The following is a 25,326-nucleotide window of genomic DNA, read 5'->3' on the forward strand; positions in this document are numbered from 1 at the left end:
TCCACAGGTCCGCCACGACTTTCCGCGAACGGGCTACGGTTTTTCCCGAGGCGAGCGCGAGACCAGCGCGAGCACCACACCGCACGGGGGAGAACCGCCATGTCCGGCGACACCGTCACGCAGTCCGTCACCCGCACCACGACCACCCAGACCAGCGCGAGCACCGAGCCCCCCACGCTCACCGCACGACGCGGTGCCCCGGCACCTGCCGGGGCGGCCGGCGGCACCCTGGCCCTGAGCCGAGCCGCCCGCGAACTGGGCCTGAAGCGCAGTGAACTCGACCTTGCCGTACAACTGGGCTGCCTACGAACGGTCGTCGACGACGGAGGCGGAGGCCGTCGCATCACACGGGCGGAGATCGACCGGCTCCGTGCCGAGAAGGGCTTCCCACAGACCCTGCGGGAACGGGTCGATGCCGTGGGATCCAAGGCAGCCGCCGAGATCCTGGGCGTGCCGCCCACCCGGTTCATGCGCCTCGCCCGACTGGGACTGCTCACGCCGGTCAAGTTCCATCTCAACCGCTACCGCGCAGTGATCTGGATCTATCTGGCAGCCGAACTACGGCAGTTCGCGGACGACGAATCGAACGCTCCGTGGCTGACGGGTCGTATCCCGGAGGATCTCAGGCGCCGGCTGGACGCGGGACTGGACCTGCGCCCCCGGAACTGGCGAGGACGCCACCTCGGATTCCTGCTGCGGCAGGCCGACGACCCCTGGAGCCGTGCCGCCGCTCCGGCCTCCCTGCTCGACCCCCTCCAGGTCGCCGAGATCGTCCAGGACCCCTACGAGCGCGCCCACCTGCATTTCCACCGGCCGGCGCGAGCCGACCACGGGCCGCCCGACTCGCCCGCCGCACGGATCACGGCACGGATCATGACCGCCGACGACCCCGACGAGATCGCATGGCTGCGGACGGACCTCCAACAGTCCCTCGTCGAGGCCCGAGCGCACCGACTCGCCCCGAGGCCCCGCCGGAAGGTGCCGCCTTCGGGGGCCCGGCACGAGACGCCCGTCGAGACGGCGCGACCGGCACGACGACGGCCGCGCCGGGGCCTACGCCGTCCCGGGCACCCCGGGCCCAGCGCCGGCAGCGCTCCCGAGGGGCGACGCGGTCTGCTGGGCTGGCTCCGGCGCGGACACCACTGAGCGGGCCGGTCAGGCGTCATGTCTCCGGGCTGGCCCGGCCCGGCGCCGCGCCTGCGGTCAGGCGCCGAGTTTGCGGAACAGCCCTTCCTGGACGACCGACACGAGCAGGCGACCCTCCAGGTCGTAGATACGGCCGCGGGCCAGTCCGCGGCCGCCGACCGCGATCGGGGACTCCTGGTCGTACAGGAACCACTCGTCCGCGCGGAACGGCCGGTGGAACCACATCGCGTGGTCGAGCGACGCCATGTCGAAGCCACGGGGCCCCCACAGCGGCTCCACCGGGATACGGACGGCGTCCAGGAGCGTCATGTCGCTGGCGTACGTCAGCGCGCAGGTGTGCACAAGCGGGTCGTCGCCGAGGGGACCCACAGCGCGCATCCACACCGCGCTGCGCGGCTCGGCGTGCTCGACCTCCTCGGCGGTCCAGCGCAGCCGGTCGACATACCGGATGTCGAAGGGCTGACGCCGGGCCATGCGCTCCAACTGCTCGGGGAGCCTGCCCAGATGCTCACTGATCTCCTGCGTCACCGTCGGCAGTGACTCGGGGTCCGGAACCTTGCGGGCCGGCGGCAGCTGGTGCTCGAAGCTCCCCTCTTCAGGCTTGTGAAAGGAGGCGGTCAGATTGAAGATCGTGCGGCCCTGCTGCACGGCGGTGACCCGGCGCGTGGTGAACGACCGGCCGTCTCGCACCCGCTCGACCTGGTACACGATGGGCACCCCGGGACGGCCCGGGCGCAGGAAGTACGCGTGCAGCGAATGCACGGGCCGGTCTCCCTCGGTGGTGCGCCCGGCGGCGACCAGCGCCTGGCCGGCGACCTGTCCGCCGAAGACCCGCTGCAGGGACTCCTGCGGGCTGCGCCCGCGGAAGATGTTGACCTCGATCTGCTCCAGGTCGAGCAGGTCGACGAGCCGCTCGGCGGGGTTGGTCGTCATGTGCTGGCCTCTCCTGTGCTCACAGCTGACCGACGTCGGTCACCTTGACGACGGCGCGTCCCTCGGCGTCGGAAGCCGCGAGGTCGACCTCCGCGCTGATGCCCCAGTCATGATCGCCGTTCGGGTCGGCGAAGGTCTGCCGGACGCGCCACAGCCCGTTCTGCGGCTCCTCCTCGATCATCAACAGCCGTGGGCCACGGGCATCGGGACCGGTGCCGAGCTCTTCGTACTCGTCCCAGTACTTGTCCATCGCCTCGCCCCACCGGTCGGCGTCCCAGCCGGACTCGGCGTCCAACTCGCCCAACTCGCCCACCTGGTCCAGCGCGGCCAGTTCCACACGGCGGAACATGGCGTTGCGGACGAGCACCCGGAAGGCACGCGCGTTGGAGGTGACCGGCTTGACCTGGTCGGCCCGCTCCTGGGCCTCCTCGGCAGTCATCTCCTCGGGGTTGGCCAGCTGCTCCCACTCGTCGAGGAGACTGGAGTCGACCTGGCGCACCATCTCACCGAGCCAGGCGATCAGATCCTCCAGATCGTCCGACTTCAGATCGTCGGGGACGGTGTGGTCGAGGGCCTTGTAGGCGCCGGCCAGGTAGCGCAGCACGATGCCCTCGGTGCGGGCCAGCTCGTAGTAGGACACCAACTCCGTGAAGGACATGGCCCGTTCGTACATGTCGCGGATCACGGACTTCGGCGACAGCGGATGGTCACCGACCCAGGGGTGGCTCTTGCGGTAGGTGTTGTACGCGTGGAAGAGCAGCTCCTCCAGAGGCTTGGGGTAGCTGACGTCCTGCAGCCGCTCCATGCGCTCCTCGTACTCGACGCCGTCGGCCTTCATCGCGGCCACGGCCTCACCACGCGCCTTGTTCTGCTGGGCGGCGAGGATCTGCCGAGGGTCGTCCAGCGTCGACTCGACGACGGACACCATGTCGAGGGCGTAGGACGGGGACTCCGGGTCGAGCAGTTCGAACGCGGCCAGCGCGAAGGTGGACAGCGGCTGGTTGAGCGCGAAGTCCTGTTGGAGATCGACCGTCAGCCGGACGATACGGCCCTCGGCGTCCGGCTGGTCGAGCTTCTCGACGATGCCGCCGTCGAGGAGCGAGCGGTAGATCGCGATCGCGCGGCGGATGTGCCGCAGCTGCTGCTTGCGGGGTTCGTGGTTGTCCTCCAGCAGATGGCGCATCGCCTCGAAGGCGTTGCCCGGCCGGGCGATCACCGACAGCAGCATCGTGTGGGTGACACGGAAGCGGGAGGTGAGCGGTTCCGGATCGGAGGCGATGAGCTTCTCGAAGGTGTTGTCGGTCCAGCCGACGAACCCCTCGGGAGCCTTCTTGCGGACCACCTTGCGCCGCTTCTTCGGGTCGTCGCCGGCCTTGGCGAGCGCCTTCTCGTTCTCGATGACGTGCTCGGGTGCCTGTGCCACCACGAAGCCCGCCGTGTCGAAGCCGGCCCGCCCCGCGCGGCCCGCGATCTGGTGGAACTCACGCGCACGCAGGGTCCGCACCCGATTGCCGTCGTACTTGGTGAGGGCGGTGAACAGCACGGTGCGGATGGGGACGTTGACGCCGACGCCGAGCGTGTCCGTGCCGCAGATGACCTTCAGCAGACCGGCCTGGGCGAGCTTCTCCACCAGGCGCCGGTACTTGGGCAGCATGCCGGCATGGTGGACGCCGATGCCGTGCCGCACGTAACGGGAGAGATTGCGGCCGAACTTGGTGGTGAAGCGGAAGTTCCCGATCAGCTCGGCGATCCGGTCCTTCTCCTCCCGCGTGCACATGTTGATGCTCATCAGCGCCTGCGCCCGCTCCACGGCCTGCGCCTGAGTGAAGTGCACGATGTACACCGGCGCCTGCTTGGTGGCGAGCAGTTCGGTGAGCGTCTCCGTCAGCGGGGTCAGGACGTACTCGTACGAGAGCGGCACCGGGCGGGTCGCCGAGCGGACCACGGCGGTCGGGCGACCGGTACGCCGGGTGAGGTCCTTCTCGAACATCGAGACGTCGCCGAGCGTCGCCGACATCAGGATGAACTGGGCCTGAGGCAGCTCGAGGATCGGGATCTGCCAGGCCCAGCCCCGATCGGCCTCCGCGTAGAAGTGGAACTCGTCCATCACGACCTGACCGACGTCGGCGTGCTTGCCGTCGCGCAGCGCGATGGAGGCCAGCACCTCGGCGGTGCAGCAGATGACGGGGGCGTCCGCGTTCACGGACGCGTCGCCGGTGAGCATGCCGACGTTCTCGGTACCGAAGATCTTGCACAGCTCGAAGAACTTCTCCGAGACGAGCGCCTTGATCGGGGCCGTGTAGAAAGTGACCTCGTCACGGGCGAGCGCCGCGAAGTGGGCGCCCGCCGCGATCATGCTCTTGCCGGAGCCGGTGGGCGTCGACACGATCACGTTCGCGCCGGAGACCACCTCGATGAGCGCCTCCTCCTGATGCGGATAGAGGGTGAGACCGCGTTCCTGGGCCCACGACTCGAAGGCTTCGTAGAGGGCGTCGGGGTCGGCGGTCCGCGGCAGCTGATCGATGAGGGTCACGCCCCCATCTTGCCTGCCCGCGCACCCGAGGGGGGAATCGGCTGCCGGACCGAAGATCGCGAACGCTACGCTGTGGCGCCGACGGAGCGTCAGCGCACCTGGACAACTGGACAGCGGCACAAGGCGCCTGGACAGCGGCACGAACGGAATGGGACGGGGCACGGCCATGATGGGACCAGCACACTCACTGTCGGGAGCCGCGGCCTGGCTCGGCGCGGGAGCCGCGGCGGCCGCCACCGGGCACACGATGCCCTGGCCGGTGCTCCTGGTCGGTGCGCTGATCTGCGCGGGCGCCGCACTCGCCCCGGACCTGGACCACAAGGCGGCCACGATCTCCCGCTCCTTCGGTCCGCTGTCGCGCTGGGTGTGCGAGATCGTGGACAAGCTGTCGTACGCCGTCTACAAGGCGACGAAGAAGCAGGGCGACCCGCGTCGCTCGGGCGGGCACCGCACGCTCACGCACACCTGGCTGTGGGCTGCGCTGCTCGGTGCCGGTGCCTCCGTCGCCGCGATCACCGGGGGCCGCTGGGCGGTGCTGGCCATTCTCTTCGTCCACCTGGTCCTGGCCATCGAGGGCCTGTTGTGGCGGGCGGCCCGGGGTTCGAGCAGCGATGTGCTGGTGTGGCTGCTGGCGGCGACCAGTGCCTGGATCCTCGCGGGTGTCCTGGACAAGTCGGGCAACGGGGCGGAGTGGCTGTTCACGCAGCCGGGCCAGGAGTACCTGTGGCTCGGACTGCCGATCGTCCTCGGCGCGCTGGTGCACGACATCGGGGACTCGCTGACCGTCTCGGGGTGCCCGATCCTGTGGCCGATACCGATCGGGCGCAAGCGCTGGTACCCCGTGGGGCCACCGAAGGTGATGCGGTTCCGGGCCGGCAGTTGGGTCGAGCTGCGAGTGCTGATGCCGGTGTTCATGGTGCTCGGGGGAGTGGGCGCGGCGGCGGCGCTGAACGTCATCTGACCGGGCCGCGCGGGCTCGCCCCGCGACGTACCGGCCGCCCAGGTCCGGATGCGGCCCTCACGTCGGGGTCAGCTCGGCAGGGTGTCCTCGTCCACGGTGTGCATGGCGGCCTCCTCGGCGGAGGCGGCTGCTCCGTCGATACCCACGTCGGTGGCGATCAGCCCGCTCTCCTCGTCCTCGTGCGCGCCCTCGTCGGGGGCGACCAGACGGCCGGAGCGGAGGTCTCCCACCTCGTTGTCCAGCGGCTCGCCGTCGGTGTCCTGGGAGTCGCCGATGCCGTCCCCGGCGGGGTAGGCGATGTCCGGGAGTTCCTCGGCGAGGCGCTGTTCCAGGGTCTCGCCGCGCAGCCGCTCCGCCGCCGTCACCCCGGTGTGCTCCACCGCCCATGGCCGCTCCGGTGGGGACCAGCCCCGGTCGAGGGGGTCGGCCACACCGTCGGCGACCAGGGTGTCCTCGGCGTCCAGCAGCCCCGCGTCGTCCTGGATCTCGGATCCGTCTGGCTGGTAGACGTCGTCTCCCCATCCGCCGGCTCTGTCCACGGGTACCTCCAGTGGTGGGGCGGGCCCGGTGCCACCGTTCGGCGACGGTGGGCGCACGGACCGCTGGGCGGCGGCCCGAACCCCGCGAACCGGGCGGTTCACGGGCGTCCCCCGAATCAGTGCCCACCACCAGACTTCCACTCGCGTTCGGCACTGCGCAACGGCAGGGCAGCGGCGGCCGCCGGACTCGGCCGGAGCCGGTCGGCACGGCCGAGTCGGAGCCGACTCTGCGGGGCGGGCGCGGACCCGGCCGCCGAGGTGGGTGTGGACCCGACGGACGAGGCGGATGTGGAGCCGACGGCCGATGCAAATGTGGTGCCGGCCGCCGAGGACCGTGCGCCTCGTGGTTCGGCGGCAGGGCTCCGCCGGGGCGGCCCCACCGCCCGTGAGCGCCGTGCACGGGCCGGTCAGGGGCCAGGCCCGGTCCGCCGTTCGATCGGTGGTGGACGTCCTCCCGTGGTCGGCGGTGCCGCCGCGCCGGTCAGCCGTGCCACGACCTCCACAGCGCGGCGTACGCGCCGTCCGCCGCGACGAGCTGGTCGTGGCTGCCCAGCTCGCTGATGCGGCCGTTCTCGACGACGGCGATGACGTCGGCGTCGTGGGCCGTGTGCAGACGATGGGCGATGGCGACGACGGTGCGGCCGTCGAGGACGCGGGCGAGGGAGCGTTCCAGATGGCGGGCCGCCCGCGGGTCGAGAAGCGAGGTCGCCTCGTCCAGGACCAGGGTGTGCGGGTCGGCGAGGACCAGCCGGGCCAGTGCGATCTGCTGAGCCTGCGCCGGGGTGAGCGTGAACCCGCCGGAACCGACCTCGGTGTCCAGCCCCTCGTCCAGTGCCCGCGCCCAGCCGTCGGCGTCGACCGCGCCCAGCGCCGCCCACAGCTCGGCGTCCTGCGCGCCCGTGCGGGCCAGGAGCAGGTTGTCGCGGAGGGAGCCGACGAAGACATGGTGCTCCTGGTTGACCAGGGCGACGTGGGAGCGGACGTCCTCGGCGGGCATCCGGGACAGCTCGGCGCCACCGAGGGTGATACGGCCGTCGCGGGGCGCGTAGATCCCGGCGAGCAGTCGTCCCAGGGTCGACTTGCCCGCGCCGGACGGGCCGACGAGGGCGAGCCGGGTGCCGGGGGCGACCTCCAGGGACACCTCGCGCAGGACGTCGACGCCTTCGCGGTAACCGAAGCGCACCTGGTCGGCATGGACATGGCGTCCTTCGGGGGTCACGGCCGGGTCGCCCGCGTCCGGCTCGATGTCCCGCACCCCGACCAGGCGCGCCAGCGACACCTCGGCGACCTGCAGTTCGTCGTACCAGCGGAGGATCAGGTTGATGGGGTCGACGAGCATCTGGGCGATGAGCGCGCCCGTGGTCAGCTGCCCGAGCGAGATCCAGTCCTGGAGGACGAACACTCCGCCGATGATCAGGACGGAGCCGAGGACCATGGTGTGCGTGAGGTTGAGGACGGGGAAGAGCACCGACCGCAGCCACATCGTGTACCGCTCCCAGGCGGTCCATTCTCGGATCCGCTGGTCGGAGAGGTCGATGCGGCGGGTGCCGAGGCGGTGGGCCTCGACGGTCCGGCCGGCGTCCACTGTCTCCGCGAGGACGGCGGCGACGGCGGCGTACCCGGCGGACTCCGAGCGGTAGGCGGAGGGGGCGCGCTTGAAGTACCAGCGGCAGCCCACCACCAGCAGCGGCAGGGCCAGCAGGACGGCGAGGGCCAGTGGGGGCGCGGTCACGGCGAGGCCGCCGAGGAGCAGGGCCACCCACACCACGCCGATGGCCAGCTGGGGCACGGCCTCGCGCATGGCGTTGGCGAGCCGGTCGATGTCCGTGGTGATGCGGGAGAGCAGGTCACCCGTGCCGGCACGTTCCAGGACACCCGGAGGCAGGCCGACCGACCGGACGAGGAAGTCCTCGCGCAGGTCGGCCAGCATCCGCTCGCCGAGCATGGCGCCGCGCAGCCGGACCTCCCGGACGAAGACGGCCTGGACGAGGAGCGCGACGACGAACACCGCCGCGGTGACCTCCAGATGGAGTTCGCGCGCCCCGTCCGAGACCCGTTCGACGAGTGCGCCGAGCAGGTAGGGGCCCGCCATCGAGGCCACGACCGCGACCGTGTTGACGGTGATGAGCAGGACGAACGCCCGGCGGTGCCGGCGGAACAGTTCGGCCACGTAGGCGCGTACGGTCGCGGGGGCGCCGACGGGCAGGGTGTTCGCCGTCGTCGGGGCGGCCGGGTCGTAGGCCGGGGGCGCCACGCCGATCATGCGGTCTCCTCGATCTCTTCCAGTTCGTCCAGCACTTCGCTGAGAGGGGTCTTGCGGTCCTGCGTCCGCCTTGCGAAGGCGGCCTTCTCGCTGGTCTCGCTGACCTTCTCGTCGGTCTCTTCGTCGGTCTCGCGGGTGACGACGGCCCGGTACCGGGGCTCCCTGCGGACCAGGTCGCGGTGCAGCCCGACCGCCGCGACCTCGCCGTCGTGGATGAGGACGACGCGGTCGGCGAGGTCGAGCAGGAGGGGCGAGGAGGTGAACACGACCGTCGTGCTGCCAGCCCGCAGCGAGCGGATGCCGTCGGCGACCCGGGCCTCGGTGTGCGAGTCGACGGCGGAGGTCGGCTCGTCGAGGACCAGCACGTTGGGGTCCGTGATCAGGGAGCGGGCCAGGGCGAGGCGCTGGCGCTGGCCGCCGGACAGGGACCGTCCGCGCTCGGTGATCCGCGCGTCCATCGGGTCCGTGGCGTCCAGCGAACCCTGCACCAGCGCTTCCAGGACGTCACCGCACTGGGCGGCGGTCAGCGCCTCCTCGGGGCCGACCTGGCCCGAGGCGGGGACGTCGAGAAGTTCGCGCAGGGTGCCGGAGAGCAGCACCGGGTCCTTGTCCTGGACGAGGACAGCCGTGCGGGCCGAGTCGAGGGGGAGTTCGTCGAGCGGTACACCGTCGAGGAGGACGGAGGTGCCCTCCTCGGGGGCGTGGCCGCCCAGCCGTTCCGCCAGTCGTCCGGCCGCGTCGGGGTCACCGCACACCACGGCTGTGAGACACCCGGAGGGGGCGAGCAGCCCGGTGGCCGGGTCGTACAGGTCTCCGGTGGGCACGGTGGCCTCTCGGGACCCGTCGGTGTCCGTGGCCCGCTCCAGCGACAGCACCCGGGCGGCCCGCTTGGCGGACGGACGGGAGAAGGAGTACGCCATCGCGATCTCCTCGAAGTGCCGGAGCGGGTACGTCAGCAGCATGACCGCGCTGTACACGGTGACCAGTTCGCCGACCGTGATGCGGCCCTCGCGGGCGAGCCCCACGCCGTGCCAGACGACCGCGATCATCAGCAGCCCCGGCAGCAGCACCTGGATACCGGAGATGAGGGCCCACATACGGGCGCTGCGGACGGCCGCGTGCCGGACCTCCTGGGAGGCGCGGCGGTAGCGGTCCAGGAAGAGTTCCTCGCCGCCGATGCCGCGCAGCACGCGCAGGCCCGCGACGGTGTCGGAGGCCAGCTCGGTGGCGCGGCCCGCCTTCTCGCGCTGGAAGTCGGCGCGGCGGGTCGCGCGGGGCAGCAGCGGAAGCACGGCCAGGGCGAGGACGGGGACTCCGACGGCGACGACGATGCCCAGGGCGGGCTGGTACACGACCAGGCCGACGCAGACCAGCACCACGGTGAGGGCGGCGGCGGTGAAGCGGGAGACGGCCTCGACGAACCAGCCGATCTTCTCGACGTCGCCGGTGGAGACCGCGACCACCTCTCCGGCCGCGACCCGACGGGTCAGCGCGGAGCCGAGCTGGGCCGTCTTGCGGGCCAGCAGCTGCTGGACGCGGGCGGCGGCCGTGATCCAGTTGGTGACCGCCGACCGGTGCAGGAAGGTGTCGCCCAGCGCGATGGTGAACCCGCACATCACCAGCATCACGCCCGCGAGGGCGAGTCGGGAGCCGGAGCGGTCGACCACGGCCTGGATGGCGAAGCCGACACAGAACGGCAGTCCGGCCACGGAGGTGAAGTGCAACAGCCCCCACGCCAGTGCCTTGACCTGTCCGCCCAGCTGATTCCGGCCGAGCCACCACAGGAATCGGGGGCCCGAGCGCGCGTCCGGCACGCCCGGGTCTGCATACGGAAGGTCTTCAATCTGCATGACGTCCCAGAGGCTCGTGTCAGGGTGGGGAGACGGAGGAGAAGTGGGGAGAAAAAGGGCGGCGCGGTGCAGTGACCGGCCGTGCAAGGTTCGCGTCGCGGAGTGGTCGGAAGCAAACGGTTTTCCGGGGCCCGGCAAAGTTTCGGCCTGGACCGCCCCTGGGTGGCCCGACGCGCGCGACGGCGGGCGCCCGCGTCCGATGGGCGGTGCGACGATGGACCGCATGCGAATAGGCGGTACCAGGCGGGGACGAACCGGCACGGTGAGCGATGCGGGCGGTGCGGGCGGCGTGGGCAGTGTGGACGACGAGGGCGCGGGCGACGCGGGTGCGAGGAGGGGCGGGGCTCGTGTCGGGCTCGCCGTGGTGGTCTGCGGCGCGCTGGTGATGTCCGCCGCGGCGTGCGGCGGTTCGGGCGGGACGAGCGACGGAGCCAAGGCCGACACCAGCGCCACGGAGCCCGGGGGCGAGACGGATCGGGCCCCGGTCGAGGCCGTGGACCCGACCCGTGTCCCGGGCGTCGGCGACCGTCTCCAGAAGCAGATCCCCGCGGAGTCCCGCCAGGTTGTGGCGGTCTACGGGGAGGGCAGGAACGACGCCGACGCCACGGTCGTGCTCTACACGAAGAGCGGCTCCACGTGGAAGAAGACCCGCAGTTGGGAGGGGCACAACGGCAAGAAGGGGTGGACGACCGACCATCGGGAGGGCGACAGGCGCAGCCCCGTGGGCGTGTTCACACTGAGCGACGCGGGCGGGGTGCTGGCCGACCCGGGGGCCAAGCTGCCGTACAGCCGGTCGGCGTCGTTCCAGGCGCCGCACTACTGGGCCAAGTCGCACTGGCACGACTTCGACTACGTCATCGCGATCGACTACAACCGGGTCAAGGGCACCTCGCCGATCGACCCGACGCGTCCTGAGGGCCAGTCGAAGGGCGGCAGCATCTGGCTGCACATGGACCACGGCAGCGGCACCTCGGCCTGTGTCAGCCTGTCCAAGTCGGGCATGGAGTACCTGCTGCGCACCCTCGACCCGGCCCTGCACCCGGTGATCGTCATGGGGGACAAGACGGAGTTGAAGGCCTGAGGCGCCCGGTACGTCTGTGTTCGCTTGTGGCCGGAGATCCCATTGCGGAGGGCTGTCGACTCCCCGTAGAACTCCGGCCATGAGAAGCCGGATCTTCATGTCCATGCTCACCGGAGCGACACTCCTGGCGAGCATCCTCCTCGGGGCCACCCCCGCCCAACCGGCCGTCACGCCCGCTCAACCGGCCACCTCCGCCCAGTCGGCCGCCACCCCCTCCCGGACCGCCGCCTCCCCTGCCGTCCCCGCCGAGTTCGGTACCGACTGGCACGATCCGATCACCGCCGCCCCGCCCGTCTCCCGGCCCGAGAACACGAAGTCGTGTGAAGTGACGGTCGCCGAGGCGCAGTTCAAGGACTTCACGCCGTACCGGGGGACCTACGCGCCGCCGGGGGAGTGCGGGAAGAGATGGAGCAAGGTGGTCCTGCGGCTCGACGGCAAGGTGAAGGGTCGCCAGTTCGACCGACTCGGGTATCTGCACATCGGTGGCGTCGAGGTGTTCCGGACGTCCACCCCGCAGCCCTCGCCCGACGGCATCGAGTGGTCCGTGGAGAAGGACGTCACGCGCTACAGCGACACCCTGCGCACCGAGCAGCCGGTCGAGATGCTCATCGGCAACGTCGTCGACGACACGTACACCGGGATCCTCGACGTCGAGGTCACGCTGACCTTCTACGTCGGCCGGCCCGACGCGAGCACGGCGAGGACCGTCCCCGACCGCGTCCTCACCCTCCAGGACGGCACCGGCCTCACCACCCCGCGCAACAGCGAACGCGTCATCGCCGAGGTGTACGCGACCGGCTCCGGCGGTGGTTGCGAGGAGTACTGGTACCTCACGGTGCCCGCCGAGGCGCCGTACTCCTGCAAGGCCGACCACGGGCCCTACCGTGAGGTGCGGATCTCGGTGGACGGTCAACTGGCCGGAATCGCCGCACCGTTCCCGAACGTGTGGACGGGTGGCTGGTCCAACCCCTTCCTCTGGTACGTCGTCCCCGGCCCCCGCGCCTTCGACATCCAGCCGCTCCGCTACGACCTCACCCCCTTCGCGGGACTCCTCAACGACGGGCGCGCGCACCGGATCGAGGTCTCCGTCGCCGGCGTGCCCGAGGGGCAGAGCGGCTGGAGCACCCCGGTCAACGTCCTCGTCTGGCAGGACGAGAAGAAGGAGCAGGTCACCGGCGCCCTCACCAAGGTGCGGGAGGGCGACTTCGTCAACTCGTCCACCTACACACCGGGTTCGGAGCACCGTCTCGACACCGAGGGGAGTCATCGGCTGACCGTCGCAGGGTATGTCGACACCTCGCACGGCCGGGTCACGACCACCGTCCGCCGCAGCCTGGTCAACACCTCCACCCACACCTGGTCGGACGGCGAGAACCCCGACGCGCTCGACGCGCGGTGGAGCGACGACGAGACGGTCACCGTGAGCGGTGGGCGCGGAGCCGGAGCCGCACGCGGGCAGGACCGGACGACGCGCGTCCAGCGGTCGTACACGATGGACGGAACGACCACGCTCGGCGCGGGCGACCGGCTGCGGACCGTTCTCACACTCGGCGACCGGGCGACGGTCACCGAGACGCACGGCGGGCGGCGCACGGCATGGACCCGGCTCGACGACACCTACACGGGTGACGCCACGTACACGGCGAACGTACCGCGCGACCAGCGGCACGCCGTCGGAACGACGAGCGAGCGCTACCGAACGTACGGGTCGAGCGGTTGTTACGACCGTTCGCTGGTCTCCGTACAGGGAGTGCTGACGGAGGACCGCAAGGGCTGTTGACGCCCCAAGCGTGCGATGTGGCGCTCCGTTCGATGATTTACGTTCGTGAAACACGGCGGTCTTCTGTGCGAGCGACGGCTCCCCGATAGTGATCAACGCGGAAGCACTTTTCCGCATGACAGAAAGTCCCTTCGGAGGAGTGCCCGTGCCGCAGTCCGTACCGTCCCTGCCGCGACGCGTCGCACGCATGCTGCGTACCTCATTGTTCGCGCAAGTCGGAGTCGCGCTTGTGCTCGGAATCGTCGTCGGAAGGTTGTGGCCGGACACGGCCACGACCTTCCAACCGCTCGGCGACGGTTTCATCCGGCTCATCAAGACCGTCATCTCGCCGTTGGTGTTCTGCGTGGTCGTCGTCGGCATCGCCAAGGCCGGCAATCTCAAGGCCTTCGGGCGGATCGGGCTCAAGGCCCTGATCTGGTTCGAGATCGCCTCGACGGCCGCGCTGCTCATCGGTCTGGTCGCCGCCAACGTGTTCGGCCCCGGCTCGGGCATGAACGTCGACCCGTCGAAGCTCGACACCTCGGCGGTCGACGCGAAGACCGCCGGCGGTGAGCTGCCGACGACGAGCGAGTTCATCCTCAACGCGCTGCCGCAGAGCGCGATCGGCGCGTTCGCCGAGAACGCGCTGCTTCAGGTGCTCGTGCTCGCCTGCCTGACCGGCGCCGCGCTGCTGCACCTCGGTCACACCAAGGTGCCCAAGATCCTGCCCGCCATCGAGCAGGCCCAGGAGGTCATCTTCGCGATCGTCGGCTTCGTCATGAAGCTGGCGCCGCTCGCGGTGTTCGGCGCGATGGTCCACCTGGTCGGTGAGTACGGCCTCGGCGTCATGAAGACCTACGCCAAGCTGATCATCCTCTGCTACGCCGTGGCCGCCGCGTTCCTGGTGCTGCTGGGCGTCGCGCTCAAGCTGATGACCGGGCTGAGCCTGTGGAAGTTCGTCCGCTACACCCGGGCGGAGATGCTGCTCGCGCTGGGCACCGCCTCCAGCGAGTCCGTGATGCCGCGCATGATGCAGAAGCTGCGGCAGGCCGGAGCCCGTGACGACGCCGTGGGTCTGGTGCTGCCCACCGGGTACTCCTTCAACCTCGACGGCGCGTCCATCTACCTCTCCATCGGCACGCTGTTCATCGCGCAGGCCGTGGGAGTGGACCTCAGTCTCAGCCAGCAGGTCACCGTCGTCCTGGTCCTCATGCTGACCAGCAAGGGCATGGCCGGCATCCCCGGTTCGGCCTTCCTCGCGCTGTCGGCGACCGCGTCCTCGCTCGGCGCGATCCCGGCCGGTGCCGTCGCCCTGCTCCTCGGCGTCGACCGCATCATGGACTCGATGCGTGTCGTCACCAACCTGCTCGGCAACTGTGTCGCCGTCTTCGCCGTGTCCAAGTGGGAGGGCGCGCTGGACACCGACCGGGCGAAGAAGATGCTCGACGGCGAGATCGAGTTCGTGGAGGAGGACGACGCGCCCGTGCAGGAGGAGGACGGCGCGCCCGTGAAGTCGGACGACGCGCCCGTGGAGGCGGAGGTTCCCGCCCTCACCAAGGCGGAGGTCAAGGGAACCGCCTCCGGAGTGAGTTGATCCTTCCTCCTGGATCCCTCTTCCTCCGCTCTCCCGGATACGAAGGGCCCGGCGCAGCACTCTGCGCCGGGCCCTTCGCGTGCGCCTCCTCGGCGCTGACGCTCAGCGGCGCCGTTCCGTCGGCGGGGCCGCTCAGCAGCGCCGTGTCGTCGGCGGTGCCCCGTCGACCAGCGTGTCCAGCAGGCCTTCGAGGACGCTCCGCTGATCGTCCGCCAGCGGCGCCAGGATCTCCTCGGCCGCCGAGCGGCGTGCGTGGTGCAGCTCCCGCAGGACCTTGAGGCCCTCGTCCGTGACCTCTATCCGGATCACCCGCCGGTTGGTGGGATCGGGTGCCCGGCGGACCCGCCCGCTCTCCTCGAGCGCGTCGACCAGGGTCGTCACGGCACGGGGCACGACCTCCAGCCGCTCCGCCAGATCGGCCATCCGTGGCGGCGTGTCGTAGTGGGCGAGGGCGCGCAGCAGTCGCGACTGCGCCGGGGTGATCTCCAACCCGCTCTGCTGGAGGTGGCGCTTCTGGATGCGGTGCACACGGCGGGTGAGCCGCAGCAACTGATCGGCCAGCAGTCCGTCGGCGTCGGGGTCGGTCATACCGGGAACAATATCAGGACCCCATTCATTGTGAGTATAGGTAACAATGAGCTAGGCTCCGCGAGTCTCCGGACCTTCCCGGCGGTACCCGGGAGGGTCGGAAGCCGTCGGCAGTCCTCGTCGTCACCTCGCACCACCCATCCGCCTCACCTCCCGTAGGAGCCCATGCATCCCGACCACGAACCCACCTGGGCGCCCTCCGCCGACACGCGTGAACAGCCCCGCCAGGTGCGCCGCATCCTGAAGCTCTTCCGCCCCTATCGCGGTCGGCTCGCGATCGTCGGCCTCCTCGTAGGCGCCGCGTCACTCGCGTCGGTCGCCACGCCCTTCCTGCTCAAGGAGATCCTCGACACCGCTATCCCCGAGGGTCGCACCGGCCTGCTGAGCCTGCTGGCGCTCGGCATGATCGTGAGCGCGGTGCTGACCAGCATCTTCGGCGTCCTGCAGACGCTGATCTCCACGACCGTCGGCCAGCGGGTCATGCACGACCTGCGCACCGCCGTCTACGGCCGACTGCAGCGGATGTCGCTCGCCTTCTTCACCCGGACCCGGACCGGGGAGGTCCAGTCCCGCATCGCCAACGACATCGGCGGCATGCAGGCGACCGTCACCTCCACCGCCACCTCCCTGGTGTCCAACACCACCAGCGTGGTGGCCACGGTCATCGCGATGGTCGCCCTGGACTGGCGCCTCACCGTGGTCACCCTGCTCCTGCTGCCGCTCTTCGTGTGGATAAGCCGCCGGGTCGGCGACGAGCGCAAGAAGATCACCACCCAGCGGCAGAACCAGATGGCCGCCATGGCCGCGACGGTCACCGAGTCGCTCTCCGTCAGCGGCATTCTGCTGGGGCGCACCATGGGCCGCGCCGACTCGCTCACCAAGTCCTTCGCCGAGGAGTCCGAGGGGCTCGTCGATCTGGAGGTCAGGGCCAACATGGCGGGGCGCTGGCGCATGGCCGTCATCACCGTCGTCATGGCCGCCATGCCCGCCGTCATCTACTGGACCGCCGGCATCGCGCTCCAGTTCGGCGGCCCGTCCGTCTCCGTCGGCACGCTCGTCGCCTTCGTCTCGCTGCAGCAGAACCTGTTCCGGCCGACCGTGAGCCTGCTGTCCACGGGCGTTCAGATACAGGCTTCGCTCGCCCTCTTCCAGCGTATCTTCGAGTACCTCGACCTGCCGATCGACATCACCGAGCCCGAGCACCCGGTTCACCTCGACCGGATCAAGGGCGAACTCCGCTTCGAGAACGTCGAGTTCCGCTACGACGCTGACGGCGCCGACGGCCCCGGCGGCGGCGCGACGTCGCGCCCGATCCTCGACGGCATCGACCTCACCGTTCCGGCCGGCGGCAGCCTCGCCGTCGTCGGGCCGACCGGCGCGGGCAAGTCCACGCTGGGCTGCCTGGTGCCGAGGCTGTACGACGTCACGGGCGGCCGGGTCACCCTCGACGGGGTCGACGTACGCGACCTGGACTTCGACACGCTGGCCCGGGGTATCGGCGTCGTCTCGCAGGAGACGTACCTCTTCCACGCCTCCGTCGCCGACAACCTGCGCTTCGCGAAACCGGACGCCACGGACGAGGAACTGCACGCGGCCGCGCGGGCGGCCCAGATCCACGACCACATCGCGGCCCTGCCCGACGGCTACGACACCGTCGTCGGTGAGCGTGGCCACCGTTTCTCCGGTGGGGAGAAGCAGCGTCTCGCCATCGCCCGCACCATCCTGCGCGACCCCCCGGTCCTCATCCTGGACGAGGCGACCAGCGCCCTCGACACCCGTACCGAGCACGCGGTGCAGGAGGCCATCGACGCGCTCTCCGCCAACCGCACCACCGTCACCATCGCGCACCGGCTCTCCACGGTTCGCGGCGCCGACCAGATCGTCGTGCTCGACTCCGGGCGCGCTGTGGAACGCGGGACACACGAGGAACTGCTGGAGAGCGGTGGGCGGTACGCGGCGCTGGTCCGGCGGGACGCGCGGCTGAAGCCCGGTCGGGAAGTGGCCAAGGTGCCGAAACTGGAGCCGACAAGATGAAGATATGCCGGGTTATGCCAGGTTTGAGGTGATATGCGGGTTACCGTGCCCGCATGCAGATGAACACTCCGCCACGGAGCACGATTCGACTGACGCGTCGGGGCCGGGCCGCCCTCATCGCGGCCGGGGCCGTCGTGGCGGCCACCGCCGTGGCGGTGCCGCTGCTGAGCGTGGGGGGCGGTGGCGGCGCGGCCGAGCGCCCGACGTCCTTGGTGATCCCGGAGGGCTGGCGCTCCGGCCAGGTCTACGAAGCCGTCGACAAGGCGCTCGCGCTACCTGCCGGATCCACCAGGAAGTCCCTGTCCAAGGCCGAGCTGACGCTGCCCGAGGACGCCGAGGGCAATCCGGAGGGCTATCTCTTCCCGGCGACGTATCCGCTGCGGGAGACGTCGACTCCCGAGTCCCTGCTGGCGGTCATGGTCGAGACCGCGAACAAGAAGTTCAACGGCGGCCAGGTCACGGCGGGGGCCCAGCGCAACGCGATGAACGTCTATCAGGCGGTCACCATCGCGAGCATCATCCAGGCCGAGGCGGCCACCGAGGAGGACATGGGCCGGGTGGCCCGGGTCGTCTTCAACCGCCTGGAACGCGGGATGCCGCTGCAGATGGACTCCACCATCAACTACGCGCTGAACCGCTCCACGCTGAACACCACCGTCGACGACACGAAGATCGACAGCCCGTACAACTCGTACCGGCGCATGGGCCTGCCGCCGACACCGATCGCCAACCCGGGGGAGGCGGCGATGCGTGCCGCCGTCAATCCGGCGCAGGGCGACTGGCTGTACTTCGTCACGGTCAAGCCGGGCGACACCCGCTTCACGGCGAACTACCAGGAACACCTGCGCAATGTCGCCGAGTTCAACCAGAACCGCAGGACGGCGTCCCCGGGGGGCGGGGCGGGCAGCGGGTCGCCCTCGCCGGCGACCGCCACTCCGTCCGGCTGAGGGCCCGGCCGGTCGGCGCGGGGCGTCAGGCGGCGGCCAGTTCGTTCGTCAGGAGCCGCCGGATGTCCCGTACGGCCGCACGGCCCGCGCGGTTGGCGCCGATGGTGCTCGCCGAGGGGCCGTAGCCGACCAGATGGACGCGCGGGTCGGCGACCGCGCGGGTGCCGTCGACGCGGATGCCGCCGCCGGGTTCGCGCAGCCGCAAGGGGGCCAGGTGGTCGACGGCGGCGCGGAAACCGGTCGCCCAGAGGATGACGTCGGCGTCCGCACGGCGGCCGTCGTCCCACTCCACGCCGTCCGGGGTGATCCGGTCGAACATCGGCAGCCGGTCCAGGACACCGTCCGCGATGCCCTGCCGGATCGCGTCGTTGAGCGGCAGCCCCGTCACCGACACCACGCTCCTCGGCGGCAACCCCTGCCGCACCCGCTCCTCCACCAGGGCGACCGCCGCCCGCCCCGCGCCCTCGTCGAACGGTCCCTCGCGGAACACGGGTGGCCGCCTCGTCACCCAGGTCGTCGTGGCGGCGTACGGCGCGATCTCCAGCAGATGCTGGGTCGCGGACGCGCCTCCGCCGACCACGATCACCCGAAGTCCCGCGAACTCCTCGGGCCCCGGGTACTGGGCGGTGTGCAACTGCCGCCCCCGGAAGGTCTCCTGCCCGGGATAGCGCGGCCAGAACGGCCGGTCCCAGGTGCCCGTCGCATTGATCAGCGCCCGTGTCGACCACGACCCGTCCGAGGTTTCCACGACGAGCCGCCCGCCCTCGCCCTCACGCACGGCGCGCACGTCCACGGGGCGCCGCACCCGCAGGTCGAAGGTGTGTTCGTAGGTGTCGAAGTACTCCCCGATGACCTCGGAGGACGGTCGCGTCGGGTCGGCCCCCGTCAACTCCATGCCCGGCAGCGCGTGCATCCCGTGCACCTTGCCGTACGTCAGCGAGGGCCAGCGGAACTGCCAGGCGCCGCCCGGCGCGGGGGAGTGGTCCAGCACCACGAAGTCGCGCTCCGGCTCGAAACCGGTCCGGCGCAGGTGATGGGCGGCGGCCAGCCCCGCCTGTCCGGCGCCTATGACGACCACCTCGACCTCACGCGTGCTGTTCATGCTCCTACCAACGGGCACGGAGCGTCGGATCTTCCCGGGGGCGGGGAGGAGGCATCGGCCTTCGCGCGGGATGGGGACGCGGGCCTCGGCCTTCGCGCGGAGGTGGCGGTCAGGCGGCTTCGGCGGCGGCGTCGGCCCTCAGCCGTCCGACGAGGCGTCCGCGCAGCTCGGCGAAGCGGGGGTCGGCGAGGTCGCGGGGCCGTTCCAAATCGACCGGCGTCTCGTACGTGATGACCCCCGCGTCCATCACCAGGACACGGTCGGCGAGCAGCAACGCCTCCGCGACATCGTGCGTGGCGAGGAGCACCGCGCAGCCGCGGCGCTGCCACAACTCGCCCACCAGACGCTGTGCCTTGATGCGGGCCGACCCTTCGAGGGCGCCGAACGGCTCGTCGAGCAGCAGCAGTTCGGGACGGGAGCGGCGCTCCGGATCGACCTCGGTGAGGGCCCGCTCCGCGCGGGTGCGGTCGAGCCGGCCCGGAAGCCCGAGCAGGACGTTGCGCCACACGCGCTTCCACGGCACCGACCGCGGTGCCTGGAACACGACGGCCTTGCGGCGCGGTACCAGGACGGTGCCCGAGATGTCGCGGTCGAGCCCGGCGAGGACGCGCAGCAGGGTGGACTTGCCGCAGCCGCTGCGGCCGAGCAGGGCCACGAACTCGCCGGGCCGGACGTCGAGCCGGAGCCCGTCGATGACGGCACGGCCGTCGAAGGAACGGGTGAGCCCTTCGACGTGCACGGCGTGGGGCGTGGATGCCATCGCTGCAGCCTTCCGAGGGAGTCCGGTTTCGGGAGTCCCATCAGGGGAGGGGGAGGAGCCGTGTCCTGAGCGCAGCCCTGCGATGTGGTGCCAGGGCGTCGGGAACGGGTTGAAGAGGCGTCAGCAGCCGCGACGACACGCGGCGGAGGCCACCCGCAGCAGGTCGATGTGACCGCGCGAAGTGAGCAGGGCTGAACGCGACATGCGGCGAAATTAGCCAGCCGGTCCGCGCACGGTCAATGGGATCTCGCGCCGTGGACGCCGTGTATCACCTGGTGGTCCGCTCCCGGGGCGGGGTGGCCGCTCTCGCGTCGCGGGGTCCCCGTCGACGTCGTCCCGGTGCGCGAGGATGGAACCATGTCCGATGCCTTCACCACCCGAGTCCTGCACATCGCCTCCGGTTCCCACGAGCGGGTCGTCGACCTCACCCACGACTGCGAGGAGTTCCTCCGCGAGGCCGCGGCCGGCCGGGACGGCCTCCTCAACATCTTCGTCCCGCACGCCACGGCCGGCATCGCCATCATCGAGACGGGCGCCGGCAGCGACGACGACCTCCTCGCCGCCCTGCGCACCCTCCTGCCCGCCGACGACCGCTGGCAGCACCGCCACGGCACCCCGGGCCACGGCCGCGACCACGTCCTCCCCGCCTTCGTCCCACCCCACGCCACCCTCCCGGTCCTCGCCGGACGCCTGGAACTGGGGACATGGCAGTCGGTGTGCCTGGTGGACACGAACGTCGACAATGCGAACCGTCGGGTGCGGTTGAGCTTCCTCGGGTAGGTGCTCTGGTGAGACTGTAGGGGCGAAGTCCGGCCGCACCTAATGAGACAAGGAGCGGGACTGAAAAACTGTTCTTGCCTCTGACCAGGATGTATGCACCGTCCGTCGGGGAGTTGGCGGGCTCCGGCCCGCGTATGGTCCGGATCTTGACGGGGCGACGCAGGCGCGTAGCTCTGGGCGTCCCCGGTTGATCGCGGCGGTCTCGTCCGCTGTGCTCACGCCGTCGTCCCTTTGCCGACTTGTCATCACCTGTCAGCGGTCCGTGTGGACGTAAGCCGCCCATTCCTGCGGCGACTTGGCTTACCGCGCCCGCGAGTGGGAAATGCGTGGGCGTGGTCCCCGGAGCGATCTACGATCGTGAGTCACGGTCCGTGACCGCGACCCCCTTGCCCAAGCTGTCCGCAGCGGCCTGCGCCGCATCCAACGACGAACCGACCTTCGAGGGTCGCCTCGGGGCCGGTCGTCGTACACCATCGTCGTCGGCGTCTCGCCAGGGAGATCGACGGTCCACAGGCCGGACTCACCCTCGCCGAGCTCCTGCGAAGTTCTCCGCTTGTCGATGAAGGCGGTCAGCCGAGGAGGCCAGTTGCTCCCCGGCCTCTGCGCGTCACCCGTTGGATGCCAGATCGCGTCCGATGAGTTCCTTCATGATCTCGGTGGTGCCGCCGTAGATCGTCTGGACTCTTGTGTCGACGAATGCGCGGGCGACCGGATATTCCGTCATGTAGCCGTAGCCGCCGTGCAGTTGCAGGCAACGGTCGATGACCCGCTTCTGCAGTTCGCTTACGTACCACTTGCCTTTCGCCGCGTCCACAGCGGTCAGGTCACCGGCGTTGTAGGCGTGTACCGAGCGGTCGACGTAGGCCTCGGCGACGTCGATCTCGGTGGCCATCTCGGCGAGTTCGAAGCGGATGTGCTGGAGGTTGCCGATGGGGTGGCCGAAAGCCTGGCGCTCGAAGCAGTAGGCGCGGGTCAGATCGAAGACCGCCCGGCTGGTCGCGATGGCCGTGGCCGTCACGCCGAGACGCTCCCGGGGAAGGTGGCTCATGAGCTCCTGGAGGCCCGATCCCACCGGGCCGAGGACGTTGGCGGCCGGTACCCGCACGTCCTCGAAGAACAGTTCGGCCGTGTCCTGGCCGGGCAGGCCGATCTTGTCCAGTTTGCGGCCGCGGGTGAAGCCGGGCATGTCCCGCTCGACCACCAGGAGAGTGAAGCCCCGCGAGCCGCCTTCGGGATCCGTACGCGCGGCGACGATCACCAGATCGGCCATGATGCCACTGGTGATGAAGGTCTTCTGTCCGTTCAGGACCCAGTCGTCGCCGTCGCGGCGGGCCGAGGTGCGGATACCCCGCAGGTCGCTGCCGGTCCCGGGTTCGGTCATCGCCAGTGCTCCGATGATCTCGCCTGAGGCGAAGCCCGGAAGCCAGCGCCGCTTCTGTTCGTCCGTGGTCAGGTCCAGCAGATAAGTGCAGCACCAGGTCGTCCTGGAGGGAGACGGTGAGACCGAAGGAGAGCGCGTGGACGCGGGCGATCTCCTCGCAGACGACCATGCGATAGCGGTAGTCCCGCTCGCCGGCGCCGCCGTGCTCCTCGCCGATCTGCAGGCCGTAGACACCCTGCCGGGCAGCCGCGGCGAACACCTTGCGGTCGATCCACCGCTCGGCCTCCCACCGGTGGTGGTGGGGGACGACCTCACGCGCGAGGAACTCGCGGACGGTCTCCCGGTACTGCTCGTGATCGTCTGTGTACAGGCCCCGTCGCATCAGGTCAGCCGAGCCTCTCGATGATGGTGACGTTGGCCTGACCGCCGCCCTCGCACATGGTCTGCAGACCGTAGCGGCCGCCGGTGCGCTCCAGCTCGTGGAGCAGGGTGGTCATCAGCCGTGTCCCGGTGGCCCCGAGCGGGTGACCGAGGGCGATGGCACCGCCGTTGACGTTGACCCGGGCCGGATCGGCGCCGATGTCGGCCTGCCAGGCGAGCACCACGGAGGCGAACGCCTCGTTGATCTCGACGAGATCGATGTCGTCGATGGTGAGTCCGGACTTCTTGAGGGCGTGCTCCGTGGCAGGGATGGGAGCGGTGAGCATCATGACCGGGTCGGAGCCGCGCACCGACATGTGGTGGATGCGGGCCCGGGGCGTGAGGGAGTGAGTGCGCACGGCGGCCTCCGAGGCGATCAGCATCGCGGAGGAGGCGTCGGAGATCTGGCTGGCCACCGCGGCGGTCAGCCGCCCGCCGGGCGTCAGTGTCGCGAGTTCGGCCATCTTCTCCAGTGTGGTGTCCGGCCGTGGACCCTCGTCCGACACGACCCCTTCGAACGGAATGATCTCGGCGTCGAACCGGCCCTCCCGCTGGGCTGTCAGGGCACGGCGGTGACTCTCCAGCGCGAACTCCTCCATGACCGAGCGTTCCACGCCCCACTTCTCCGCGATCATCTCCGCGCCGCGGAACTGGGAGATCTCCTGGTCGCCGTAGCGGGCGTGCCAGCCCTTGCAGTCGGTCCACGGATCGGTCGCCCCATAGGGCTCGCCGGCGGTGAACCCGGACAGGATGGGGAACTGGCTCATCTTCTGCACACCGCCGGCCACGATGAGGTCGGCCGTGCCGGACATGACGGCCTGCGCGGCGAAGTGGACCGCCTGCTGGGACGAGCCGCACTGCCGGTCGATGGTCGTACCGGGCACAGACTCGGGCAGGCCGGCGGCCAGCGCGCTGGTCCGCGCGATGTCGCCGGCCTGCGAGCCGATCTGGTCGAGGCAGCCGAGAATGACGTCGTCGACGGCGGCAGGGTCGAAGTCGTGGCGTGCGACCAGTGAGCGGATGACGTGGGCGGCGAGATCGGCCGGGTGCGTTCCGGCGAAGCCGCCGCCGCGTTTGCCGACCGGGGTGCGTACCGCGTCGACGATGTAGGCCTCGGGCATGACGGTCCTCCAGTGTGCTGTGCGAAGGGGTGATGAGGGCGGGCCCGGGGTCAGGGCACACCCAGGCCGTGCCGCACCAGGCTCTGCGCGGTGCGGATGACACCGGTCAGCGAACCCTGCCGCGGGTTCCACCACTCCGGCGTCCAGTTGAGGGCTCCCATGACGAGCATGCGCGCTGCTCGCAGGTCGATGTCGTTCCTGATGGCTCCCGCGGCCCTGGCTCTCGCCAGGAGGTCCCGCCACAGGTCGAAGTAGGCGCCGCTGTCCGCCCGCAGGCGGGCGCGTATGTCCTCGGGCAGCTGCCCGCTGTTGCGGCTGACCGCGGTCGCGAAGTCCGACAGGTCCAGCTCGACCCGCAGATGCGCCTCTACGGCGGCACAGATCCGGTCCATCGGGGGAGTGTCGTCGGGCAGCGCGGCCAGCGCGGTCTCGACGTGCTCCCGAAGCCGCAGCTGGCCGACCGCCATCACCTCGGCGATCAGCTCCTCGCGGGAGGAGAAGTAGTAGTACACGGCGGGCGGACGCACACCGGCCCGTTCGGCGATGTCGGCCAGCCTGGTCGCGGAGTAGCCCTTGAGACTCAGCGTCCGAGCGGCCGCGGCGAGAATGCGGTTTCGGGTCGCCGCCGCCTTGACGGCCGGTGTCCTGGTGCCGTGTGCGCTGGTGGTGTTTGTGCTGGTGGTGTTCACTGAGCACGCCTCCTACGGCATCGAGTAGCCGCCGCTGACCGAGAAGACCTGGCCCGTCACCTGCCGGGCGCGGCGTGCCGAGGAGACCCAGACCACGGCGTCCGCGATGTCCTCCGGCGTGGTGAGCCGGCGCAGTGGGATGTTCTTGCGGACCGCCTCGATCTGCCGGTCGTCGAAGACGGCGGACTGGTCGCCCCGGCTCCACAGGCTGCCCGTCCCGATCGCGTCCGGGCTCTGGGGGACGACGAGTCCCGGGCAGACGACATTCGACCGGATGCCGTCCCGGCCGTGCTCCCGGGCGACCGTGCGGGCGAAGGCGATCACCGCGGCCTTGGTCGCCCCGTAGACCCCCTGCCGTATCTCCCCGAAGGCGGCGTCGCTGGAGATGAACACGATGGATCCGTGGCCCTCGGGCCGCATCGCGTCGAGGGCCGCACGGGTGCACTCGACGGAACCGAACAGATTGAGGTCCACCATCCGCCGCCAGCCGTCGCGGTCCGCGTCCTGGGCGACGAACCCCGGCAGGCTCAACCCCGCGTTGTTCACGAGCACGTCGATTCCGCCCCAGGCGGCGACGATTTGTTCGACGGCCGTGGCGCCGGCACCCTCGGCCGTCAGATCGATGACGGCGACCTCCGCCCCGGCCGCTCCCCGCTCCAGCGCTTCGGCACGTGTCTTGGCGGCCTGCTCCGCGTCGATGTCGCAGATCAGTACACGGGCGCCTTCCGCGGCGAAGCCGTGCACGATGCCCCGGCCGATGTTCGAGGCACCACCGGTGACCAACACCCGTGCCCCGCCGAGTTCCAGATCCATCCGCTCGCTCCCTCGTGGTGCACGGCCCGCTG

The 25,326-nt window shown here is 70.6% G+C and carries 20 protein-coding genes and 1 pseudogene; 8 read left to right on the plus strand and 13 right to left on the minus strand.

Going from position 1 to position 25,326, the window contains the following annotated elements:
• Positions 1–99 precede the first annotated feature (99 nt).
• Positions 100–1,146 (plus strand): DUF6397 family protein, encoded by a 1,047-nt coding sequence (locus tag PUR53_RS38625; RefSeq protein ID WP_329897368.1) that lies wholly within the window; start codon positions 100–102, stop codon positions 1,144–1,146.
• Between the two features lie 57 nt (positions 1,147–1,203).
• On the opposite strand, the gene PUR53_RS38630 is transcribed toward PUR53_RS38625, so the two are convergent.
• Both PUR53_RS38630 and PUR53_RS38635 read right to left on the minus strand, forming a co-directional pair.
• Positions 1,204–2,079, minus strand: coding sequence for an acyl-CoA thioesterase (locus PUR53_RS38630; protein ID WP_329897367.1), 876 nt, complete (start codon positions 2,077–2,079; stop codon positions 1,204–1,206).
• Positions 2,080–2,098: 19 nt separating this feature from the next.
• Positions 2,099–4,612, minus strand: a complete 2,514-nt coding sequence (locus PUR53_RS38635; protein WP_329897366.1) for a DEAD/DEAH box helicase — start codon at positions 4,610–4,612, stop codon at positions 2,099–2,101.
• Positions 4,613–4,778: 166 nt separating this feature from the next.
• Here PUR53_RS38635 and PUR53_RS38640 point away from each other — a divergent pair, with 166 nt between their 5' ends.
• Positions 4,779–5,573, plus strand: a complete 795-nt coding sequence (locus PUR53_RS38640; RefSeq protein WP_329911461.1) for a metal-dependent hydrolase — start codon at positions 4,779–4,781, stop codon at positions 5,571–5,573.
• 68 nt (positions 5,574–5,641) lie between these two features.
• Here the strand turns inward: PUR53_RS38640 and PUR53_RS38645 are convergent, their stop codons facing one another.
• The 3 genes from PUR53_RS38645 to PUR53_RS38655 form a co-directional block, all read right to left on the minus strand.
• Positions 5,642–6,112 carry a DUF5709 domain-containing protein gene (locus PUR53_RS38645; protein WP_329897364.1) on the minus strand — a complete coding sequence of 157 codons (471 nt, stop codon included), beginning with the start codon at positions 6,110–6,112 and terminating at the stop codon, positions 5,642–5,644.
• Between the two features lie 481 nt (positions 6,113–6,593).
• On the minus strand, positions 6,594–8,375 hold the full coding sequence (locus PUR53_RS38650; protein WP_329897363.1) for an ABC transporter ATP-binding protein: 1,782 nt from the start codon (positions 8,373–8,375) through the stop codon (positions 6,594–6,596).
• The gene (locus PUR53_RS38655; RefSeq protein WP_329911462.1) at positions 8,372–10,225 is read right to left on the minus strand and encodes an ABC transporter ATP-binding protein; all 1,854 of its coding nucleotides are present in this window, start codon (positions 10,223–10,225) and stop codon (positions 8,372–8,374) included. The genes PUR53_RS38650 and PUR53_RS38655 overlap by 4 nt, the downstream gene beginning before the upstream one ends.
• 385 nt (positions 10,226–10,610) lie before the next feature.
• On the opposite strand from PUR53_RS38655, the gene PUR53_RS38660 reads away from it, so the two are divergent.
• The 3 genes from PUR53_RS38660 to PUR53_RS38670 all read left to right on the plus strand — a co-directional run bounded on the left by PUR53_RS38660 (position 10,611) and on the right by PUR53_RS38670 (position 14,659).
• Positions 10,611–11,306, plus strand: a complete 696-nt coding sequence (locus tag PUR53_RS38660) for a hypothetical protein (RefSeq protein WP_329897547.1) — start codon at positions 10,611–10,613, stop codon at positions 11,304–11,306.
• A gap of 79 nt (positions 11,307–11,385) precedes the next feature.
• Positions 11,386–13,086: a peptide-N4-asparagine amidase gene (locus PUR53_RS38665; protein WP_329911463.1), complete on the plus strand. Its 1,701-nt coding sequence runs from the start codon at positions 11,386–11,388 to the stop codon at positions 13,084–13,086.
• Positions 13,087–13,231: 145 nt separating this feature from the next.
• Positions 13,232–14,659 (plus strand): cation:dicarboxylate symporter family transporter, encoded by a 1,428-nt coding sequence (locus PUR53_RS38670; RefSeq protein ID WP_329911464.1) that lies wholly within the window; start codon positions 13,232–13,234, stop codon positions 14,657–14,659.
• A gap of 132 nt (positions 14,660–14,791) precedes the next feature.
• Here PUR53_RS38670 and PUR53_RS38675 read toward each other — a convergent pair whose 3' ends face one another.
• Positions 14,792–15,247 carry a MarR family winged helix-turn-helix transcriptional regulator gene (locus PUR53_RS38675; protein WP_329897359.1) on the minus strand — a complete coding sequence of 152 codons (456 nt, stop codon included), beginning with the start codon at positions 15,245–15,247 and terminating at the stop codon, positions 14,792–14,794.
• A gap of 165 nt (positions 15,248–15,412) precedes the next feature.
• On the opposite strand from PUR53_RS38675, the gene PUR53_RS38680 reads away from it, so the two are divergent.
• Both PUR53_RS38680 and mltG read left to right on the plus strand, forming a co-directional pair.
• Positions 15,413–17,281, plus strand: coding sequence for an ABC transporter ATP-binding protein (locus PUR53_RS38680; RefSeq protein WP_329911465.1), 1,869 nt, complete (start codon positions 15,413–15,415; stop codon positions 17,279–17,281).
• A 53-nt stretch (positions 17,282–17,334) separates the two neighbouring features.
• On the plus strand, positions 17,335–18,228 hold the full coding sequence (gene mltG / locus PUR53_RS38685) for an endolytic transglycosylase MltG (RefSeq protein ID WP_329897357.1): 894 nt from the start codon (positions 17,335–17,337) through the stop codon (positions 18,226–18,228).
• 25 nt (positions 18,229–18,253) lie between these two features.
• Here the strand turns inward: mltG and PUR53_RS38690 are convergent, their stop codons facing one another.
• The 3 genes from PUR53_RS38690 to PUR53_RS38700 form a co-directional block, all read right to left on the minus strand.
• Complete coding sequence (locus tag PUR53_RS38690; RefSeq protein WP_329911466.1) at positions 18,254–19,330, minus strand: NAD(P)-binding domain-containing protein; 1,077 nt, start codon at positions 19,328–19,330, stop codon at positions 18,254–18,256.
• Positions 19,331–19,439: 109 nt separating this feature from the next.
• Complete coding sequence (locus PUR53_RS38695; RefSeq protein WP_329911467.1) at positions 19,440–20,090, minus strand: ABC transporter ATP-binding protein; 651 nt, start codon at positions 20,088–20,090, stop codon at positions 19,440–19,442.
• Between the two features lie 120 nt (positions 20,091–20,210).
• Positions 20,211–20,294 (minus strand): putative leader peptide, encoded by an 84-nt coding sequence (locus tag PUR53_RS38700; RefSeq protein ID WP_319053403.1) that lies wholly within the window; start codon positions 20,292–20,294, stop codon positions 20,211–20,213.
• Between the two features lie 153 nt (positions 20,295–20,447).
• On the opposite strand from PUR53_RS38700, the gene PUR53_RS38705 reads away from it, so the two are divergent.
• Positions 20,448–20,870, plus strand: a complete 423-nt coding sequence (locus PUR53_RS38705) for a YjbQ family protein (RefSeq protein ID WP_329911468.1) — start codon at positions 20,448–20,450, stop codon at positions 20,868–20,870.
• Between the two features lie 607 nt (positions 20,871–21,477).
• Here the strand turns inward: PUR53_RS38705 and PUR53_RS38710 are convergent.
• The 4 genes and pseudogenes from PUR53_RS38710 to PUR53_RS38725 all read right to left on the minus strand — a co-directional run bounded on the left by PUR53_RS38710 (position 21,478) and on the right by PUR53_RS38725 (position 25,294).
• Positions 21,478–22,633: pseudogene (locus tag PUR53_RS38710) on the minus strand (acyl-CoA dehydrogenase family protein).
• Positions 22,634–22,637: 4 nt separating this feature from the next.
• Positions 22,638–23,792, minus strand: coding sequence for an acetyl-CoA C-acetyltransferase (locus PUR53_RS38715; RefSeq protein ID WP_329896643.1), 1,155 nt, complete (start codon positions 23,790–23,792; stop codon positions 22,638–22,640).
• Between the two features lie 50 nt (positions 23,793–23,842).
• The gene (locus tag PUR53_RS38720; protein WP_329896642.1) at positions 23,843–24,481 is read right to left on the minus strand and encodes a TetR/AcrR family transcriptional regulator; all 639 of its coding nucleotides are present in this window, start codon (positions 24,479–24,481) and stop codon (positions 23,843–23,845) included.
• A 12-nt stretch (positions 24,482–24,493) separates the two neighbouring features.
• Positions 24,494–25,294, minus strand: a complete 801-nt coding sequence (locus PUR53_RS38725) for an SDR family NAD(P)-dependent oxidoreductase (protein WP_329896641.1) — start codon at positions 25,292–25,294, stop codon at positions 24,494–24,496.
• Positions 25,295–25,326 lie beyond the last annotated feature (32 nt).

Origin of the sequence: Streptomyces sp. SP18BB07 (assembly GCF_036322545.1) — a bacterium.
GTDB classification, from domain to species: Bacteria; Actinomycetota; Actinomycetes; order Streptomycetales; family Streptomycetaceae; genus Streptomyces; species Streptomyces deccanensis.